This window comes from Corynebacterium sp. CCUG 61414 (assembly GCF_024453945.1).
GTDB classification, from domain to species: Bacteria; Actinomycetota; Actinomycetes; order Mycobacteriales; family Mycobacteriaceae; genus Corynebacterium; species Corynebacterium pseudogenitalium.
Genome location: NZ_JAGPYU010000001.1, coordinates 277,931 through 294,927, shown reverse-complemented (window position 1 = coordinate 294,927; position 16,997 = coordinate 277,931). Strand labels below are relative to the sequence as shown.

The following is a 16,997-nucleotide window of genomic DNA, read 5'->3' as shown; positions in this document are numbered from 1 at the left end:
GACGCACCCAGCTGGATTCGTACAAGCTCGCCGGAACCTTTAAATATTGAGGTCGGCAAACATGGCAAAAATCATACCGCGTTCACTACGCGAGTAGTGACTCGGCCCAGAAACTCGGAGCACCATCTTGCGCCTGCGTGCCCGGTGGTATCCAGTACACCGCCGAACCAATGTGCGTGATCCATTCATTCAGTCGGTCAGCCTCATCGAGCCTTTTGAGGACCGGAGTGAATTGCGTATCTGGGTTTTCCTGAAATGCAATGAACACTAAGCCAGCGTTGGACAGCTGTTCCTGCCCAGGCTCAGGCGGCAAATTGTAGTTATAAGGGCGCCGTTTAAATTTCTGCTCTGGGTGCCCTTCAGGCGCCATTGACCTGGCAACGTGCGAGTTTCTATCGACCTTTGGCAGGCCATATTCGTCCCGCGCTTCCAGATCTACGGGAGTGAACTCTTCGCCGCCCGAAAGGGGTGCTCCGTTGTCTAGCCTGCGCCCGACGGCCTCTTCACGGGATGTCCGGTCGAGCATTTCCCAGGTGTCAAGGTTCATCGCTATTCGACGAACCACCATCGACGTTCCACCTTCAAACTCTGCAGCGCCTTTTGCCCACACCTGGGCGTCGTATTCCTCATCAGTGTGAGGGTTTACCGTGCCATCAATCTGTCCAAAGAGATTCCGTGGCGTGGTTCCTTCGCGGTGTACAGCAGGGTTATTCATGAACCCTTGCTGCACCCACGCGGTAGCTACATAATCGACGCCAGCTCGCACCATATGACGCATCGCCCATGCGCACATCAGTGGGTCATCTGAGCAAATCTGCAACACCACGTCAGTCTGGCCCCAGTTCCGTGAAAGCTCGTCTCGCGAGAGCGCCGGAATGTCGTGGAGCCACGACGGTTTGCTCTCAGGCGCGGCGATATCAAAAAACTTCTCTCCCAACCCCACGGTAATGGTGAGGTTTGCGGGGTGTTCCGTCATCTCTGGTTCCAGGCTTGCCAACGGGTTTTCGCCGGCTGTCAACGCACGGGCATCCTCAGTCCACAGTCGCATCAATCGAACAATCGCAGGCTTATCGACGCCATCTTTAAAATTGAAACCAATCAGATTTAGTGAGGACTGTTGAGGCGTCGAAATGCCTGCCTGGTGTATGCCGTCAAACGGAACCGTTGCTGTGGCAAGGTCTATCGCAGGCTCTTGCTGAGCATTCACCACAGCGTCGCGGCTTTCCGCGCAAGCTGTGGCTGCCCCGGCGGCAGCAACACTCAGAGTCCCGGCGAGAAAATGACGACGGTTGACAGGCATTCGACTTTCCTTCAATTAGTGGTTGTGGCCTTCACCCATGGACCCATGTTGGTGCCCCTGGAGCTCCCCGTGCTCACCATAGTCTTCGTCACCCGGAAGCATAGAGCGAACGGCTACGTCTGGAATCTGCTCCTCGGTTCCGTCGGCGAACTCAAGCGTTACATCGACCACGTCGCCTGCCGGAATTGCAGGGTCGAAGCCCATGATCATGAAGTGGTCACCGCCAGGCTTGAGCTCATATGTCCCACCGGCGGGGATCTCGATGCCACCTTCTTTCTCGCGCATGACTCCATCTACCACCTCGTGGATCTCGTAGGTGGCGTCGCCAAGTGACGTAGTGAAGCCAACGATGTGAATGTCCTTGTCAGAGGTGTTGTGCAGCGTACCGAAGAACCCGGTCATGGACTTTCCGCCTTCCGCACCGGCTTCTGCTTTCGCACGAATAGCCGCGGACTCAACGCGGATATCACCTTCGCCCTGAAGCTTGTCATTGTCTGGAGCAGCAGTCGTAGTGGACTCCACGGTTGTTGTCTCTGCAGCGGTTGGCTCAGATGTCGACGGGTTTTCCTGCGATGGCGAGCAAGCCGTCAGGGCAAAAGCGGCGACACCAAGTGCCGAAATAGCTGCAGTGCAAATGTTTTTCATATTTCTCCTTAATCGTTGCTAAAAACTTGTGTATGTACTGGCTCAATCTTTGCTCAAGGAGCCGCGACGCAGTAAAAGTGCCGTTACAGCACCGAAAAGAAGCAAGATTAGTCCGCCGACAAAAATCCAGCTAAAGGAACTGGATGAAGAACCGCTCACTTCTGCGGTTGGCACGGAATCTTCCATAGTTTCATCGACAACTTGTGAACCTTCCGGCGCATATGTAAACGTTGTCATCCCTTTAGTGGCGTGCCCATCTGAAGAGACAATCTGAAATCCGATCCGGTACTCTCCTGGCACTTTGTCACCAGATTCGCGAACTTTCTCTGGAAGTTCAAGGGACACAAATCGTCCGTCGAGCACTGGCTCTCCAGTAAAGAGGATCTCGTTGTCCGATACCCGCGACAGCGCGAACGTGTTGAAGCCTTCCTGGGGTTGACCCGAGAACTCCAACGACAGCTCTTTCGGAAACTCGGCTACCACGGACCCGTTTGATGGATCTCCCCCAATAACGGCATCATGTGCCTCCGCTGATCCGGCCGACGCAGAAGCTACACATACGGCACTCAATATAGCCCATGCCGTTCGCTGTACCCTTTGTCCTGCTTTGGGCATACGGACCCCTCCTACAAAATGAACTGACTTTAAACCAGTACAACATTAGTCGTAACGAATGGCGGATTAGTTCCCCAGCATGCCCAGTGCCGGACCATAGAAAGCGAAAATGCCCGCAAGGCGGGCATTCAGTGGTCCTAGCTGGGATCGAACCAGCGACCTTTCCGGTGTGAACGGAACGCTCTTCCACTGAGCCATAGGACCGAACGCGAACTACTTTACACCCCCTCCACTCCTTCAACGAATCCGCAGTACAGCAACACTTTCACCGAGTAACAGCAATTTCCCTGCCAACCCAGCGCCTCACCATCGTACGCACCCGCCAAGACCGGCCCTGTGCTGGCGATTTGGAAAACTTAGAGCCAACAGATAATGTTTGTTCACGCACAACGGAGGTTCCGCTTCCGGAGAGCATGCGGATGTAGCGCAGTTGGTAGCGCATCACCTTGCCAAGGTGAGGGTCGCGAGTTCGAGTCTCGTCATCCGCTCCAAGTGTCTTTAGACACTCTGCGCGATTAGCTCAGCGGTAGAGCACTACCTCGACACGGTAGGGGTCACTGGTTCGATCCCAGTATCGCGCACAGAGCCGCACAGCTCTTTTCAAAATGTGCATGCGGATGTAGCGCAGTTGGTAGCGCATCACCTTGCCAAGGTGAGGGTCGCGAGTTCGAGTCTCGTCATCCGCTCCAAGTACTTTCAGTACTTCGGAGGTACTCACGGTGGATTGGTCGAGTGGTTAGGCAACGGTCTGCAAAACCGTGTACACGGGTTCGATTCCCGTATCCACCTCCAACCTCGCGCGATTAGCTCAGCGGTAGAGCACTACCTCGACACGGTAGGGGTCACTGGTTCGATCCCAGTATCGCGCACAGAGCCGCACAGCTCTTTTCAAAATGTGCATGCGGATGTAGCGCAGTTGGTAGCGCATCACCTTGCCAAGGTGAGGGTCGCGAGTTCGAGTCTCGTCATCCGCTCCACATAGGCTCACGCCCTCGGGATTCCCGAGGGCGTGAGTTTTCTCATATCGGTTGGACGCCGCGGTTTCAGTGTGCCTTGGCCCACATATATCTAGGGACGGGGGCCTCCTACTCACCGCGCGCCTGGGTTTTCAGCTGTTCGAGGAACATGCGAGCCACCGTAAACTCCAACGGTTCCCTCATCGGGTCGGAGTACGTCTTCTCCCCCGCCCGGCGCGTCAGCTGTTCCCGTACGAGCGTGACAATGGCGTCTACGCCTCCTGATGAGACTTGCATCGGGTTTTTCGTGGTCTGCACGAGTTCCGGACTGATTCCCATGTCTGCAGCGATGCGACGGAAGAGCGCCTTGTCTTGTGCGATGTCGGCCCCACGGATGACTCGTGGGTGGATGCGCAGTGCGAGGTCGACTGCCTCGTGTGTCTGCCAAACCTGAATGTGGCGCTCGGGGTCTGCGATGAGGCGCTCGTAGAAGTCCGGGATGAAACGTTGCCTGGTGAAGTTTGCCTTGATCCCTCGGCGTACCTGGTCATCCCACAGTTGGAGGTAATTGTTGGCTGCTGTATCGATGGTTTTTCCGCCGAGAAACAGTGCGTCCGCACCTGCCCCTGTGATGAGTGCGCCGTCGGCATGATACTCCTGCCTGTACGTGTCGATGGCTACCAAAATGGCCCCAGAGAGCACTTCCCAAGGTTCCACGGTGTCGAGGCGCTCGATGGTTTCCTTGAGCAGCGTCTCCAGCGCTTCCCCGCGTGGGGCGACGACGTGATGCTCGAAGCCGAGTGCGCGGGCCACCTCACTCGCCACCTTGGTCTCCTCCGCTGCCTGTTGCGAGGAGTCTTGGCTGAACGTCACCGCGAGGACGTCGGTACGCAGTTGGGCGAGCACCGCGGCGATGAGGATCGAGTCGACGCCGCCGGAGAGCATGAGAGTGGGGCGCCCCGGCCAGCGCCCGAGCACCGCTGTGAGGCGTGCACGCAGGTAGTCGACGACAGCGTGTTTAGCTGGCGCATATTCGGTGATCTCGTATGTACCTGGCTCGATGCTGCGCTCGTCGGCGACGTATTCGCAGCCTTTATCCGTCACAGCCAATTTTCGTCCTTTCCTCAAGCGCTGCAATTCGCTGCTGCAGCTCTCGTATTTGTTTCCGTCGCGTTTTCATCACCACCGGTTCGGCGTGCGTATGGCGGTAGACCGCCACGTGCACCATCCAGGAGAATGCGCCCAGGATGACCCCGGCGGTAAGGATCAGGCCGAAGCGTTCAAAGGTGCCAATCTGTTCTAGCCCTGCGAGCGAGATGTTGAAAGACAGCACCCCAATGACAGCGAGGAAGACAGACAGAATCTCTATGCTCCGTAAGAGACTGTTGCGTGACTCTGCTTCAATCCTCTCCGACATCCGCTCTACTTCGGCGCCGACGTGCGCAAGCTCTGCATCTACACGTCCTTGAATGGAGTTTTGTACCTGCCGTTCGGTGGCAATCATCATCCGGTAGGAGACGAACTCCCCGTGCAGCGCTGTGGCATCCGCGGGTAGGTTCTTAATGGCCATCTGCACAGAGTGAAGTGCCTCGGCGTAAAAGTCGTCCCGGGAACGAACCGTGTGTCCCGAGAACACGTCGGAGCGTGGTGCTGCTTCGATGGCTGCCATGCGGCGGTATCCCTCGGCACGCCGGTAGTGCGCGATGTAGTCGTTTGGCGAGTGATAGCGCAAGATTGCCTCAGAGAAGGCGAGTATTTGCTCCCCATACTCGGTGTCTGGGTAGAGCCACAACCCGTGGAGCATGAGATGTTTGAGCTTCAGTGGCACTTGTTCCAGCTGAGAAACGGCATGCTCGTTCCCGTCGCTGGGTGGGGCTCCCACGGCGTCGAAGACGTGCTGCGGGTCAATCCTACGACCCGAGAGCAGCCTGGCGAAGGTGAGAAAAACCTGGTTGAGGTTGACGGTCACCGACAGGTTGTGGAAGCGCAGGGGCGCATCGTTCGCCATATCGAGTACGCGCCGGATGCCATCGTGGTCGAAGTTGAAGCGATGGAGTTGCAGCTCGATAAGGATGAGCGCGAACTCTGCAGTGCGAGACTGCCTTGCCCATTCCGGCAACAGCCGAAGCCATTCCTCGTTGTGCTCACCGAGGCAGCGCTCACGTGCCTTCCATGTTGCGTCGGTCACGGCGTTGAACATCGCTTCAAACGCATCGATTTCACGGTAGACGGTCTCACCGAACACCGCGTCTGCAAGTACGCAGACCTGCTGTTTCCAATCGGCATCTGCCACGTCTGGGTCAAAGAGCGCTGCGAAGAGCCGGTCAGGGTTCTCGCCACCTATCCATACCCGCTGCGCCTCTTCCACGAGCGGAAAACGATCGAGCACGTGCTGTCTCCTTTTAAAATCCTGGCAGTCAGATGTGTACGCTTGACGCCATGATAGACGCGAGCCGCACTTTCGAACCAGCTGAATTGCTGGGCACTGTGCTGCCCGCTTCAGTCCCGGAACTGCGTCTGCTTGCGGTCATGACACTTTCCGGCGCGGCCTCTCTCGATGGCACCTCCCGCTCCCTTGGCAACGCCATCGATGCCGCGCTGCTCAACCTGCTGCGTGTGTGGTCCGACGCTGTCTTAGTCGGTGGAGGCACCGCGCGGGCGGAAAACTACTTCGGAGTCAAGTGCACCGACGAGGACAAGGCCGAACGTCGGTCCCGCGGGCAGGCGGAGGTCCCACCGCTTGCGATCATCACCGAAAGCTTCGAGTTTGACGTGGACACACAGTTGTTTTACGACACGGAGGTGCCTCCGCTTTTCCTCGCTCCGGAGCACCACGTCGACGATCCGGAGCTCGCCGAGCGTCGAGAAGCACTCCTGCACGCGGGCGGCCGCATTCTGTCCACTGGCGATGGCACTGCACGCTCAATTATCGATGCCCTGCACGCCCAGGGCTTTAACCGCATCGTTTGCGAGGGCGGACCTGGACTCTACGACATGCTCCTGACTGCTGGGCTCGGTGACATTTTGCACCTGACCATCGACCCTACGTTGCAAGGCAAGGTAGAAAAGCCCCTCTTCGGCGGAGGTGGAGACTATGCCACCCCGCTCGAGCTCGAAGACGTGCGGGTGAGCGAGGACTCGACGATGTTCGTGCGCTACCGTCTGTGGGGCACTGCTGCTTCCCACGAGGGGTAACTGCATTCGGTACTGTTATGCAAGTGACGTACGCACAAGACACTCCCCCCGCCTGGGCGCAGCGCCTGAACAACATCTGGACCGCTCCTGCCCCACAGAATGGCTCGCACACCACAGCGGCAACGCGCACGCTACAAACCGCCGCTAACGCAGCCGCCTGGCCACTGGCACTTCTGCTCACCATCCACCGAGTTGCCGTTCTTGCAAGGCACGGCTCCCAGACCGACGACTTCACCACCGTGTGGGCTGCCACCCGTCGCTTTGTCGAGCGCGTCCCCGTCTACAACGAGGTGTATCACCACGTCGATCCGCACTATCTTTACAATCCTGGAGCTACGCTACTGCTCTCACCTTTGGGCCTGTTTGACGACGCCTCGCTGATCCGTCCACTCTTTGTTTTAGTAAACACCGCCGCCATTCTTGCGGCACTTGAAATCCTCACGAAGCTCAGTGGAAAACCGCTGAGCCACCCGCTGCTACCTATCAGCATCGTGCTCAGTTTCTGCACCGAGTCAGTTGTGAACACACTCGTCTTTTCGAACATCAATGGTGTATTGCTGCTCCTCTTTACCGTATTCCTCTATAGCTATACTCACAGGCGCTTTGCGTTAGCCGGCGTCTGCCTAGGCCTCGCCATACTGGTCAAGCCGATGTTTGCCCCCTTGGTGGTGTTGCCACTCATGCAACTCCGCTGGCGTTGCGTCGTACCGAGTGTCCTAGTTCCCGTGCTCTTCAACGTTGTCGCATGGCCAATGACACCGGGCGCCCGCGATTACATCGATGTCGTCGTCCCCTATCTAAAGATCACCCGCGACTATGCCAATTCATCGCTTGCCGGCTTCACGACTTACTTTGGCTTTCCGACGCAGTTCTACGACGCACTATTCGTCTTTTTCGGCATCACTGTCGCTATAGCGGTCCTGGGGCTTGCCCGCTGGCGCTGGTCAGACGAGCTCCTATGGCTCACGTTTAGCTCCACGGTTTTACTCGCGGGTGTATGTTTGCTCTCGTCCCTCGGCCAGGCTTACTACTCGATGATGCTCTTCCCGGCGGCTTTCACTGTTCTTTCAGCACGAAGCCCAATGCACACCAGCGGCCCCTGGATCGGACTATTTTTCTGCCTTGCACCGTTACAATGGACGACACTTCGAAACCCTCTCATCGGGAACTGGATTACTACATTCCTCCCCACATTGGGTTGGGCTGTGTTCATCGTATCGACGGCCACCTGGGTACTCACAACAGTGTTCACAACAAAGAAAGGCGACAGAGACCCTCATGACAGAGAATCGTTTTCAGCAGATGACGGAAGCAGAGTGGAAAGCTCACCTCGCCCCTGAGGAATTCCGTGTACTTCGGCAAGCCGGCACCGAAGCACCTGGAGTTGGTGAGTACACCGACCATTTCGAAGAAGGCATCTACGTGTGCCGCGCATGCGGCGCAGAGTTGTTCCGCTCTACAACGAAGTTCGACGCCCACTGCGGGTGGCCAGCGTTCTACGCTCCTGATAGCGAAGCCGCCGTCATCAAGCGAGCCGATTACTCTCTCGGGATGGTAAGAACTGAGGTGCTTTGCGCTCAATGCCATTCCCACCTGGGGCATGTATTCGAGGGTGAGGGTTTCAACACACCAACCGATCAGAGATACTGCATCAATTCAATTTCTCTGAAGTTTGATGCCCCAAGAAAGGACGATTAAAGAACTCCCCCAGCGCCGAGATGCGCTGAGGGAGTTTTTGATTTCGCAATGCCAGCTACGGCAGAACCTTTATGACGTCAGCAATGCTTGCGACGCGGCGCCCGGTCTGGAACGGGATTTCTTCTCGGACGTGAAGGCGCGCTTCTGTGTAGCGCATCGTCTTCATAAGTGACTCAATACGCTCCAGCGTGTCCGCCTCGAACGAAAGCATCCACTCATAGTCGCCAAGGACAAAGGCCTCGACGGTGTTGGCACGAACGTCTGCATAGTCGCGTGCTGCCATGCCATGCTCCATTAGGATCTTGCGACGCTTCTCAGGCTCCATTACGTACCAGTCGTATGAACGAACGAATGGGTACACCGTAATCCAGTCCTTCGGATCCTCCCCCATGATGAAGCTCGGAAGATGCGATTTGTTGAACTCCGCAGGGCGGTGAATTCCATTACCGAGCCACGAAACCTCCAACAGCTGACCGAACGCAGTGTCACGGCGGAATCGCGCGAGTGCATCCTGGATGTACTCAAATTCCTCCGCATGCCACCAGATCATGAAGTCCGCGTCAGCCCGAATACCAGTGTTGTCATAGATACCACGTACGACAACTTTCCCTTCCTCTTTGAGCTGCTCAAAGAACTTTTCTGCTTCTGCGATAACTTCGTCGCGCTCGGTACCAAGTGCACCTGGGATCGCACGAAATACCGCGTACTGCAGGTAGCGCTGGGTTGCGTTCAGCTTTTCGTAGTCAAGCTTCGCCATTTAAACTCTCCTTCTGAGATTCACGGAAACACGTTGGATGCCAAGGCGACCAACCGTCGCTATAAAAACATACATCAAACGAAAGTACTAGTTCAGTGTACACTTCGCTGCAAACGCTGAATCTTGCGAACCAATATACGGCGCGCCTCGCCCCCTCAAAGCCGCATCCTCATTAGCTTGGTTGGCGTGATGAACTCGGATACCACCTCCCCAAGCGAGAGCGCGTCGACTCCTGCGGAGTTCACCGCAGCGGTCGAATCGATGCATAAGGCTCAAGTGCGCCCAGAAATCTCCATCGGTACCATTCGGCCTCCTCAGCGGCCTGCACCGTTTAGCCACGCCGTTGGGCTTGAGGTTATCCAGACCAAGCCAGACCAAGGTGACGCGTTCGGTCGCCTCATCCTGCTTCATTCCCCCGACGCTGAAGAGGCCTGGGAGGGTTCAATGCGACTAGTCGCCTATATCCAGGCAGATATGGACGATGCTGTTGCGGCGGATCCACTTCTCCCCGATGTGGCATGGCAGTGGCTTAACGAGTCGCTCGATGGCAATGGGGCCGGGTTTACCAACCTTGGAGGTACGGTAACCTCCACAGCTTCCGTCCGCTACGGGGAGATTGGCGGCCCTCCGCGGGCGTACCAATTGGAGATGCGCGCATCTTGGACAGCTGAAGGAATTGATCTGTCATCACATGTGGAAGCGTTTGCAAATGTCCTCAGTTTAGTGGCGGGTCTGCCACCCGAAGGTGTGCGAACTATTTCGTAGCATTAGTATGTGTACGCATGGAAGTGAATTTGTCCTACACCTTTGTCGATCATCCATCGCAGTTTGCCGAGGTAGCTGATCGATTAGCCGAAGGACTTGGTCCTTTTTGTATCGATACCGAACGAGCCGGCGCGTACCGCTACGATGACCGAGCATTCCTCGTACAGATCTACCGCAAAGACGCGGGAACGTTCCTCATTGCCCCTGAGCACTATCGAGACGAGTTCGAACAGTACTTTGCACCAGTCTGCAATGATCAGGAGTGGGTAATACACGCGGCGAGAGAGGATCTACCGTGTCTCGCGCAATTAGGATTACGTCCGTCCACTATTTTCGATACCGAACTTGCAGCACGATTTGCAGGCTACCCAGCAACCAAACTTGGCGTGTTGGTAAAGGAGTTTTGCCAAGTCTCACTTCCCAAGCAGCACGGCGATGCCGATTGGTCACAGACACCACTGACCGACTCAATGCTCGAGTACGCAGCGCAGGACGTTATTTACCTGCCCCACCTTGAACAGGCCTTAGTACACCTCCTCGATATGCAAGGCAAACTTGAATACGCGAATCAAGAATTTGCTCATTTGGTAGCTACGCGTTCAAACCCGGGGGTAAAGAAACATTCTTGGCTCGATATACCCCAGGTTTCGGACAAATTGTCGGATCTCGAGCTCACTTTGACGAAGTGGCTTTGGGATGCTCGCGATTGTTTTGCCTACGACCAAGACATAGCTCCGGGATTAGTACTTCCGAACAAGATGCTGGTACCACTGGCTCAGTCCCGCCCAACGACCGTTGACGAATTGCTGGCGTTTGACGGTGCAACCCATGCGCTCACCACCTATCCATACTTCTGGCTCGAGACAATCCATGATGCGCTGTTATCCCCATTTGAAACCGCACTGAGGGAACAACTTCGCTTACCTACTAGGAAAAGCATTTGGGAGTGGACAAGGCACAACAAAGTGGCGCTACGTACGCGACAAAACATAAACAATCGGGTCGCCGAAATCGCCGAGACTCTTAAGATCCGCAAAGAGCTGATTTTGACGAACAAGGTCCTCGAACGGACCATATGGACCGCCTTCCACGAACGTCTAGATTGGCCAATGGAATACACCCGTCCCCTGCTCAAGCAGATGGGACTGCGCGAATGGCAAATAGACTTCCTAGCACCTATTTTCGTGGCGGAACAGCCGGAACCTCGCCGCTAGGCAGCGAGTGCCTTATTGATCGCGGTCCTCAAGGCCGCGTACCCACTCGCGAATCTTTTTCGTCGCAGCTGACTCGTCCATACCGAATTCTTCAAAGATCTGTTCCCGGGAAGCGTGCTCTGGGAACACCTGAGGAAATGCAATATGCCGCAGCGGTGTGTCGATTTCAGCGTAGGACAACGCTTCTGCAATTGCTGAACCAACGCCTCCATGCACGATCCCGTCTTCATACACCACGACAAGATCGGACTCAACCGCAAGCTCGAGAATATCAGGGGAAACAGGCACAACCCAACGAGGATCTACCAGGGTAACTCGAACATTGTCCGATTCCAATCGTTCAGCGACCCGTAGTGCCGAATCCGCAAAAACTCCCACTGCAACAATCAACACATCAACTGTCTGGTCACTTTCATCATCTTGCGCAGTCGATGATGGCTCTCGAAGAATATCGACGCCACCTGGCAGCCGCTTAATAGCTGCTCGGTTCTCGCCGACGTTCCCCTTAGGGAAGCGGACGACAGTTGGCCCGTCCTTAACAGTCAAAGCTTCCCTAAACAGTTCCCTTAGCTGCTGCGGATCGCGAGGCGCCGCGACACGAATATTTGGGACGATCGACGTCAGCGCCATATCCCACACGCCGTTGTGGCTTGCGCCGTCCGTACCAGTGACGCCCGCTCTATCGAGCACTACAGTCAACGGCTGCTTGATAAGTGCTGCGTCCATCAGGAGCTGATCGAAAGCTCGGTTCAAAAATGTGGAGTAGACCGCGACAACGGGGTGCAGTCCCCCGAGAGCAAGCCCGCTGGCAGAGGCAATCGCATGCTGCTCCGCAATACCGACATCAAAAAATCTATCAGGAAATTCCTCTGCGAACGGTACAAGGCCTGTCGGCCCAGCCATAGCGGCCGTGATTGCGACAATGTCACGTCGAGTCCTAGCGGCGTCGAGAAGTTCCTCGGTGAAAATTGATGTCCACCCTGGCTTGGACTTCTTCAGAGTTTCTCCTGTAACAGGGTCAATCGCACCAGTGGAGTGCATTTGGTCGGCGATGTTGTTAACTGCGGGGGCGAAGCCGTGGCCTTTCTCAGTCACAACATGCACAATCAAGGGCCCCTCGTAGGTCTTCGCGTACTCGAAAGCGCTTAGCAACGCCGTGAGGTCGTGACCTTCTACTGGCCCAACGTACTTCATCCCCAGCTCCGGGAACATCTCTGTTGGGATAACCTGGGCCTTCACTCCTTCTTTCAGCGCATGAAGCGCTTCAAACGTCCGTTCTCCGACCCAACCCATCGACTTGAGGGTCTTCTTACCGGATTCCATTACGTCGTCGTAGCCGGGTTTCATGCGCAAAGCTGCGAGCTGATCACGAAGGCGAGTCAGGTTGTTCGCAAAACCACCAATAGTTGGCGAATACGAGCGACCATTGTCATTTACGACTATGACTACGTTGCGTTCTGCGGCTGCAATGTTGTTCAGCGCTTCCCAGCACATCCCACCTGTCAGTGCACCGTCACCGACGACGGCGACAACATTTTCGTCGCCCTTGCCCTGAATGTACTTGGCTTTCGCTAAGCCATCTGCAATTGAAAGCGAAGCACTCGCGTGCGATGACTCAGTCCAATCATGTTCCGACTCCGAGCGCGAGGTATAGCCAGAAAGACCGTCTTTCTGACGCAAGGAATCAAACTGACCAGCACGCCCGGTCAGAATTTTATGCACGTACGACTGGTGAGAGGTATCAAAAACGACCGGTTCCGTTGGCGAGTCGAATACGTAATGCAGTGCAATTGTCAACTCGACAACGCCGAGGTTCGGCCCCAGGTGACCTCCCGTTGCTGACACCTTCTCAATTAAAAACTGGCGTACTTCATCAGCGAGATCTGATAATTCCCCAGGCGCCAACGACTTCAAATCCGCTGGCGAATTGAGTTTACCTATCAGTCCCACGGTCCTCTACTTCTCCTTTAGAACAAGCAATAGTTGACGCTAGTTTACACCTTGCGGGGCGCACGCCCCATTCCTAATGAGGACGCAGAGGCTCCAGGCATGCAAGCGTTTCAAAGTGATGCGTTCCTGGAAATGCATCGATGACTTTTATCTCAGTTACGTGATATCCGCATGCTCCCCAACTTGCTAAATCTCTAGCAAATGTTGCCGGATCGCACCCAATGTGAATCACTCGCTGCGGACTCGCCGCTGCGATATCATGAATCACTTTGTCTCCAGCACCAGTTCGAGGAGGGTCGAGCACAACCAGGCCCGCGGGGGGCAAGGATCGAATTCCTGTTTCTACCCGGGAGTTGACTTTGTTGACGTCGAGGCTTGCAAGTGCAGGCTGAGAATGCGCCATCGCGGACTTCGAATAGTCGACGGTTGCAACCGGACCACCACCGAGTGCCGCGGACATGGATGGAACAAAGAGCCCTACTCCGCCATAGAGGTCCCAACCGGAATTGTTCTGATAAGGCCTCCCCGCAAGGGACCACTCACGCACCAGATCTGCATATGCCGACGGTGCACTACGGTGCGCCTGCCAAAACGCAGTCGCCGGAAACTCAAACCTATCGTTTCCGACCATTTCTACGATGTTGCCGGAGCCTTCAACCGTACGGTCTATTCGTTCCACGCGCCGTCCGCGTTGGACTTTGCTCGTTTCAACGACATGCCGGTTCCCGAGAGAATCGATGACGACGACTATCTCAGACCCAGGAGTAAATCGTCGTGCCCCATCGCCAACAATCCCGTCAAACAGTTCCGGCATCGCCTGAGTACAACGCTCGGCGACGACGTCATTGGAACGTGCTTTCCTGAAACCGGCACGCCCCTGCGCATCAGTGCCGAGTCGGATACGCGTCCGCCATCCGGTCGTAGGCGCTAAAGCCTGAACCGAAATGGCGGTGAGATCAATGCCATCAAGCACACCAGATGGACGTGCCATTTTTTCAAGCTGTCCAACAAGTACCTCTGTTTTGGCGGCCCGCTGCAGAGATTCACTCATATGCGCAAAGTCGCAGCAGCCCGCACCTGCCGCAGCAGCAGGACATCCTACCTTCACTCGATCTGGTGAAGTTTGTTGTATCTCGAGCAGTTCACCGCGAGCCCACCGCTTTTTCACTTTCAGCAGTTTGACGGTCGCTGTTTCTCCAGGTAGAGCGCCTTGCACGAAGACAACTCGTCCGTCATTGGCAAGGGCAATAGCCTCACCGCCGTGAGCAAAGGCGTGGAATGTGACTTGAATGCTGTCGCCTGGTGTCAGCGATGGTTGGGCACTCATTAATTATTCTTATTCGCTTCGTTGTTTTGTGCGATGATCTGTTTCAGCGCGTCACTCAGGGCGTTCGGGTTTCCAGCCTGTGGGCTCTGCTGCTGCGACTCCTGCGCAGCCCGCTCCTGTACAGCCTGCTGCACCTGCCGAGCCAACTGCGCAGGCAGGACGACTGGCAAAGAGTTACCCGCCAAAATTGGGTCCGGACCGCGGTAAACAAAGCTGCGTGCTACGACTTCCCGCCCGAGCTCAGCAAGCTGTTCTTCCATTCCCGCCGGAGCGGCCAACGTGACACGGTACAGCCATCGAGGCGCCTCAACACCGATGATGCGGATCACACCGTTAGCGCCAGTACCAACGATTTCGGTTCCCCAGGGGCCCTCTTCAAACTCGACAGGCATGTCCTCGTTCTTCATGCCCTCGGCAATTTCTTCTGCCGATTCGGCCCACAGGCCGCCGTTACGCGGTGCAGCGAAAGCAACCGGAGTGATGCGACCGTACCTGGTAACGATGTGCACCATCTTCGGGCCGTTCTCGCCCATTTCAACCTGCACCTGCGAATCCTTTGGCAGCGGAATCTGCATTGATCCGAGGTTGAGGTTCACCTGGGAGAAGTCAGAAAAATCGAACTCCTCAATGTCGACGTTGTCGCCGTCGAACGGACCGGTAGATCCACTGATTGGATCATAATCGGCAAGAGTACCAGTGGCTGATGGAGTCTGGGATGGATCAGTATCCGCTGCAATCCCCGTGTCCTGAGACTTTGGTGCTGTGACCTCTAGATCGTCGTTGGTCTCTGCCTCCGTCTGAGCGGGGGCAGCGTCTTCCTTCTGCTGGTCTTTCTTCTTTTTACCAAATGGCCACCATGCCATGGGTGATCACCTTTCGAGTGAAGTTGTGTATTTCAAAAAAGTTTCTTCGGGTGAGAATTACTCTAGTACGGGCCCAATGTGGCCTCAGGCGAGCCCCGTTGATCCGTATCCTTGGGCACCACGCTGGGTATCGTCAAGCTCGGAAACTTCGACGAAGTCAACCAACTCGACTTTTTGCACCACTAGTTGAGCAATCCGCATTCCTCGTTCAACTGTAAACGAACATTCACGGTCGGTATTAAGAAGGCAAATCTTCAACTCCCCTCGATACTGGGCATCAATGGTGCCTGGCGTGTTCACAATAGAAATCCCGTGTTTGGCAGCGAGTCCCGAACGAGGATGAATGAGCCCGACAGTTCCCATGGGCAACGCGACAGCAATTCCGGTGCCGATGAGCGCCCGTTCGCCGGGAGCCAATGTCCGTGTTTCCGAGGAGTAAAGGTCCGCCCCGGCGTCACCTTCATGCGCTCGTTTAGGAAGCGGCATGTCTGGATCAAGACGTTTTACTGAAATTGGTTCAAGAGAGGTCACTTCATACACCTTACGGGATTCCATTGCGTGTGCATTCTTAAGATAATTTCGCCTAGTGTTATTGGGTAACGTATTCGGGAGTACATCGAATTGACGAGTTGATGAGGGTATGAATAGCAACCAAAACGCACCGGCATCCAGTGGTTCCAAAGTCTTATATACGGAGCGTCAATGGGTGCCTTGGTACTGGTGGATCATCGGTGCAGCATTAACGCTGCTCATCGGGGCACAACTTACGCTCAACCGCAATATTTGGTGGTTTATTATCCCCGTGCTCGTTATCGGAAGTTTAGTTTTTTGGTTCTTGACATGGCTTTCGAAAACTACAATTGCGGTCGAGCAAGACAGCGACGGCACTCGTTGGCTCGTCGTTGACGACGCCAACTTACCCAACACCGTTGTCAGCAGATCTATGGTTGTCCCTGCATCAGCGAAGCGAAATGCTCTCGGACGACAGTTAGACCCAGCTGCTTTCTTGGTATCGCATGGTTGGGTGAAAGAACATATTCTGCTTGTCTTGGACGATCCTCAGGACCCAACCCCCTACTGGCTAATTGCTGCGAAAGAACCGGAGAAAATCCTCGGAATGTTTTTGCCTGAGCAGCGGACCGCCTAGGGATCGCGCGACTGCGTTGCTCGCTACTACTCGCAGTCGAGGCAAATCTTCTGGCCGTCTTCGGTTTCGTAAGCCAGCCGATTCTTTTTCTGAACCAAATAGCAAGACGCACAAGTGAATTCGTTATCTTGGCGAGGCTTTACCTCAACGTTCAGTTCCTCACCAGACAGATCTTGAAGTGGCGGTTCAAACGGTTCAACGATTTCACCGTCATCATCCATGCTGCTGCCCGCAACCTCCGCAGCCTTCAAGCCCTCGAGGGAGTCAGTCTCAAGCTCGTCTTCTGCGCGCTTACGCGGTGCATCGTAATCGGTCGCCATGGTGGTGGTGCCTCCAGGAGTAGTCAAGTTCAGCAATGCCTAGGCCCGTTGAGGAGATACGCTTCCTATAGATGAGCCTCAGCCTTTTTATTGGTTTGGAGCCGAATAATAAAGCACACAAAGCTATATGTCATATTACAAGGTCAGCAGGCCAATACCCACGGGTTCCCTACACATCAAAGGCTTTATAGCTAATTAAAGTACAGCGACGTCAACCCGCTCGTTCTAGGTACCGCGCTCCTAAA

General features: G+C 55.5%; 17 protein-coding genes and 7 tRNA genes. 12 read left to right on the top strand and 12 right to left on the bottom strand.

Annotated features, from left to right (window positions below):
* Window positions 1–85: 85 nt before the first annotated feature.
* From KBX14_RS01410 to KBX14_RS01395, 4 genes are all read right to left on the bottom strand, one after another.
* Window positions 86–1,300 carry a Dyp-type peroxidase gene (locus KBX14_RS01410; RefSeq protein ID WP_070477010.1) on the bottom strand — a complete coding sequence of 405 codons (1,215 nt, stop codon included), beginning with the start codon at window positions 1,298–1,300 and terminating at the stop codon, window positions 86–88.
* 15 nt (window positions 1,301–1,315) lie between these two features.
* Window positions 1,316–1,945, bottom strand: a complete 630-nt coding sequence (locus KBX14_RS01405; RefSeq protein WP_070477008.1) for a copper chaperone PCu(A)C — start codon at window positions 1,943–1,945, stop codon at window positions 1,316–1,318.
* A 42-nt stretch (window positions 1,946–1,987) separates the two neighbouring features.
* Window positions 1,988–2,560: a copper resistance CopC family protein gene (locus tag KBX14_RS01400; protein ID WP_070477006.1), complete on the bottom strand. Its 573-nt coding sequence runs from the start codon at window positions 2,558–2,560 to the stop codon at window positions 1,988–1,990.
* A 132-nt stretch (window positions 2,561–2,692) separates the two neighbouring features.
* Window positions 2,693–2,764, bottom strand: a tRNA-Val gene (locus tag KBX14_RS01395).
* Window positions 2,765–2,975: 211 nt separating this feature from the next.
* Between KBX14_RS01395 and KBX14_RS01390 the strand changes: the two genes are divergently transcribed.
* From KBX14_RS01390 to KBX14_RS01365, 6 genes are all read left to right on the top strand, one after another.
* Window positions 2,976–3,051 (top strand) — tRNA-Gly (locus tag KBX14_RS01390).
* A gap of 18 nt (window positions 3,052–3,069) precedes the next feature.
* Window positions 3,070–3,141: transfer RNA gene (locus KBX14_RS01385), tRNA-Val, on the top strand.
* Window positions 3,142–3,173: 32 nt separating this feature from the next.
* Window positions 3,174–3,249 (top strand) — tRNA-Gly (locus KBX14_RS01380).
* A 29-nt stretch (window positions 3,250–3,278) separates the two neighbouring features.
* A tRNA-Cys gene (locus KBX14_RS01375) sits at window positions 3,279–3,352 on the top strand.
* Between the two features lie 5 nt (window positions 3,353–3,357).
* Window positions 3,358–3,429 (top strand) — tRNA-Val (locus KBX14_RS01370).
* Window positions 3,430–3,461: 32 nt separating this feature from the next.
* Window positions 3,462–3,537: transfer RNA gene (locus KBX14_RS01365), tRNA-Gly, on the top strand.
* Between the two features lie 108 nt (window positions 3,538–3,645).
* Here the strand turns inward: KBX14_RS01365 and KBX14_RS01360 are convergent.
* Window positions 3,646–4,620: an asparagine synthase C-terminal domain-containing protein gene (locus tag KBX14_RS01360; protein ID WP_070976789.1), complete on the bottom strand. Its 975-nt coding sequence runs from the start codon at window positions 4,618–4,620 to the stop codon at window positions 3,646–3,648.
* A complete protein-coding gene (locus KBX14_RS01355) occupies window positions 4,610–5,905 on the bottom strand; it encodes a hypothetical protein (protein WP_070478961.1) in 1,296 nt (431 codons plus the stop codon). The genes KBX14_RS01360 and KBX14_RS01355 overlap by 11 nt, the downstream gene beginning before the upstream one ends.
* Window positions 5,906–5,955: 50 nt before the next feature.
* Between KBX14_RS01355 and KBX14_RS01350 the strand changes: the two genes are divergently transcribed.
* Genes KBX14_RS01350 through msrB form a run of 3 tightly spaced genes read left to right on the top strand, consistent with a single transcriptional unit; the run spans window position 5,956 to window position 8,409 of the window.
* A complete protein-coding gene (locus tag KBX14_RS01350; protein WP_070479004.1) occupies window positions 5,956–6,711 on the top strand; it encodes a pyrimidine reductase family protein in 756 nt (251 codons plus the stop codon).
* A gap of 23 nt (window positions 6,712–6,734) precedes the next feature.
* The gene (locus KBX14_RS01345) at window positions 6,735–8,051 is read left to right on the top strand and encodes a glycosyltransferase family 87 protein (RefSeq protein WP_256041712.1); all 1,317 of its coding nucleotides are present in this window, start codon (window positions 6,735–6,737) and stop codon (window positions 8,049–8,051) included.
* Window positions 7,990–8,409: a peptide-methionine (R)-S-oxide reductase MsrB gene (gene msrB, locus KBX14_RS01340; RefSeq protein ID WP_070976779.1), complete on the top strand. Its 420-nt coding sequence runs from the start codon at window positions 7,990–7,992 to the stop codon at window positions 8,407–8,409. Before KBX14_RS01345 ends, msrB begins: the two co-directional genes overlap by 62 nt.
* Window positions 8,410–8,464: 55 nt before the next feature.
* On the opposite strand, the gene hemQ is transcribed toward msrB, so the two are convergent.
* On the bottom strand, window positions 8,465–9,166 hold the full coding sequence (gene hemQ, locus KBX14_RS01335; protein ID WP_070362360.1) for a hydrogen peroxide-dependent heme synthase: 702 nt from the start codon (window positions 9,164–9,166) through the stop codon (window positions 8,465–8,467).
* A gap of 189 nt (window positions 9,167–9,355) precedes the next feature.
* Between hemQ and KBX14_RS01330 the strand changes: the two genes are divergently transcribed.
* Both KBX14_RS01330 and KBX14_RS01325 read left to right on the top strand, forming a co-directional pair.
* Window positions 9,356–9,931, top strand: a complete 576-nt coding sequence (locus KBX14_RS01330; protein ID WP_070362359.1) for a DUF3000 domain-containing protein — start codon at window positions 9,356–9,358, stop codon at window positions 9,929–9,931.
* A gap of 17 nt (window positions 9,932–9,948) precedes the next feature.
* A complete protein-coding gene (locus KBX14_RS01325) occupies window positions 9,949–11,145 on the top strand; it encodes an HRDC domain-containing protein (RefSeq protein ID WP_070478958.1) in 1,197 nt (398 codons plus the stop codon).
* A 12-nt stretch (window positions 11,146–11,157) separates the two neighbouring features.
* Here KBX14_RS01325 and dxs read toward each other — a convergent pair whose 3' ends face one another.
* The 4 genes from dxs to dut all read right to left on the bottom strand — a co-directional run bounded on the left by dxs (window position 11,158) and on the right by dut (window position 15,840).
* The gene (dxs, locus tag KBX14_RS01320) at window positions 11,158–13,095 is read right to left on the bottom strand and encodes a 1-deoxy-D-xylulose-5-phosphate synthase (protein WP_070478956.1); all 1,938 of its coding nucleotides are present in this window, start codon (window positions 13,093–13,095) and stop codon (window positions 11,158–11,160) included.
* A 73-nt stretch (window positions 13,096–13,168) separates the two neighbouring features.
* Complete coding sequence (locus KBX14_RS01315; RefSeq protein WP_083290926.1) at window positions 13,169–14,422, bottom strand: class I SAM-dependent RNA methyltransferase; 1,254 nt, start codon at window positions 14,420–14,422, stop codon at window positions 13,169–13,171.
* Window positions 14,422–15,285, bottom strand: a complete 864-nt coding sequence (locus KBX14_RS01310; protein ID WP_070478954.1) for a DUF3710 domain-containing protein — start codon at window positions 15,283–15,285, stop codon at window positions 14,422–14,424. Before KBX14_RS01310 ends, KBX14_RS01315 begins: the two co-directional genes overlap by 1 nt.
* An 84-nt stretch (window positions 15,286–15,369) precedes the next feature.
* Window positions 15,370–15,840, bottom strand: a complete 471-nt coding sequence (dut, locus tag KBX14_RS01305) for a dUTP diphosphatase (RefSeq protein ID WP_070362355.1) — start codon at window positions 15,838–15,840, stop codon at window positions 15,370–15,372.
* An 85-nt stretch (window positions 15,841–15,925) separates the two neighbouring features.
* Between dut and KBX14_RS01300 the strand changes: the two genes are divergently transcribed.
* Window positions 15,926–16,432 (top strand): DUF3093 domain-containing protein, encoded by a 507-nt coding sequence (locus KBX14_RS01300; RefSeq protein ID WP_070362354.1) that lies wholly within the window; start codon window positions 15,926–15,928, stop codon window positions 16,430–16,432.
* A gap of 26 nt (window positions 16,433–16,458) precedes the next feature.
* Here the strand turns inward: KBX14_RS01300 and KBX14_RS01295 are convergent, their stop codons facing one another.
* On the bottom strand, window positions 16,459–16,752 hold the full coding sequence (locus KBX14_RS01295) for a DUF4193 domain-containing protein (protein ID WP_070363501.1): 294 nt from the start codon (window positions 16,750–16,752) through the stop codon (window positions 16,459–16,461).
* Between the last annotated feature and the right edge of the window lie 245 nt (window positions 16,753–16,997).

Bases quoted from the DNA above. Each gene is read 5' to 3' on its own strand.
- KBX14_RS01410 (WP_070477010.1), bottom strand. From the start codon at position 1,300: ATGCCTGTCAACCGTCGTCATTTTCTCGCCGGGACTCTGAGTGTTGCT.
- hemQ (WP_070362360.1), bottom strand. From the start codon at position 9,166: ATGGCGAAGCTTGACTACGAAAAGCTGAACGCAACCCAGCGCTACCTG.
- KBX14_RS01325 (WP_070478958.1), top strand. From the start codon at position 9,949: ATGGAAGTGAATTTGTCCTACACCTTTGTCGATCATCCATCGCAGTTT.
- KBX14_RS01315 (WP_083290926.1), bottom strand. From the start codon at position 14,422: ATGAGTGCCCAACCATCGCTGACACCAGGCGACAGCATTCAAGTCACA.
- KBX14_RS01295 (WP_070363501.1), bottom strand. From the start codon at position 16,752: ATGGCGACCGATTACGATGCACCGCGTAAGCGCGCAGAAGACGAGCTT.
- dut (WP_070362355.1), bottom strand. From the start codon at position 15,840: ATGGAATCCCGTAAGGTGTATGAAGTGACCTCTCTTGAACCAATTTCA.
- KBX14_RS01350 (WP_070479004.1), top strand. From the start codon at position 5,956: ATGATAGACGCGAGCCGCACTTTCGAACCAGCTGAATTGCTGGGCACT.
- KBX14_RS01330 (WP_070362359.1), top strand. From the start codon at position 9,356: ATGAACTCGGATACCACCTCCCCAAGCGAGAGCGCGTCGACTCCTGCG.
- KBX14_RS01310 (WP_070478954.1), bottom strand. From the start codon at position 15,285: ATGGCATGGTGGCCATTTGGTAAAAAGAAGAAAGACCAGCAGAAGGAA.
- msrB (WP_070976779.1), top strand. From the start codon at position 7,990: ATGACAGAGAATCGTTTTCAGCAGATGACGGAAGCAGAGTGGAAAGCT.
- KBX14_RS01405 (WP_070477008.1), bottom strand. From the start codon at position 1,945: ATGAAAAACATTTGCACTGCAGCTATTTCGGCACTTGGTGTCGCCGCT.
- KBX14_RS01300 (WP_070362354.1), top strand. From the start codon at position 15,926: ATGAATAGCAACCAAAACGCACCGGCATCCAGTGGTTCCAAAGTCTTA.
- KBX14_RS01400 (WP_070477006.1), bottom strand. From the start codon at position 2,560: ATGCCCAAAGCAGGACAAAGGGTACAGCGAACGGCATGGGCTATATTG.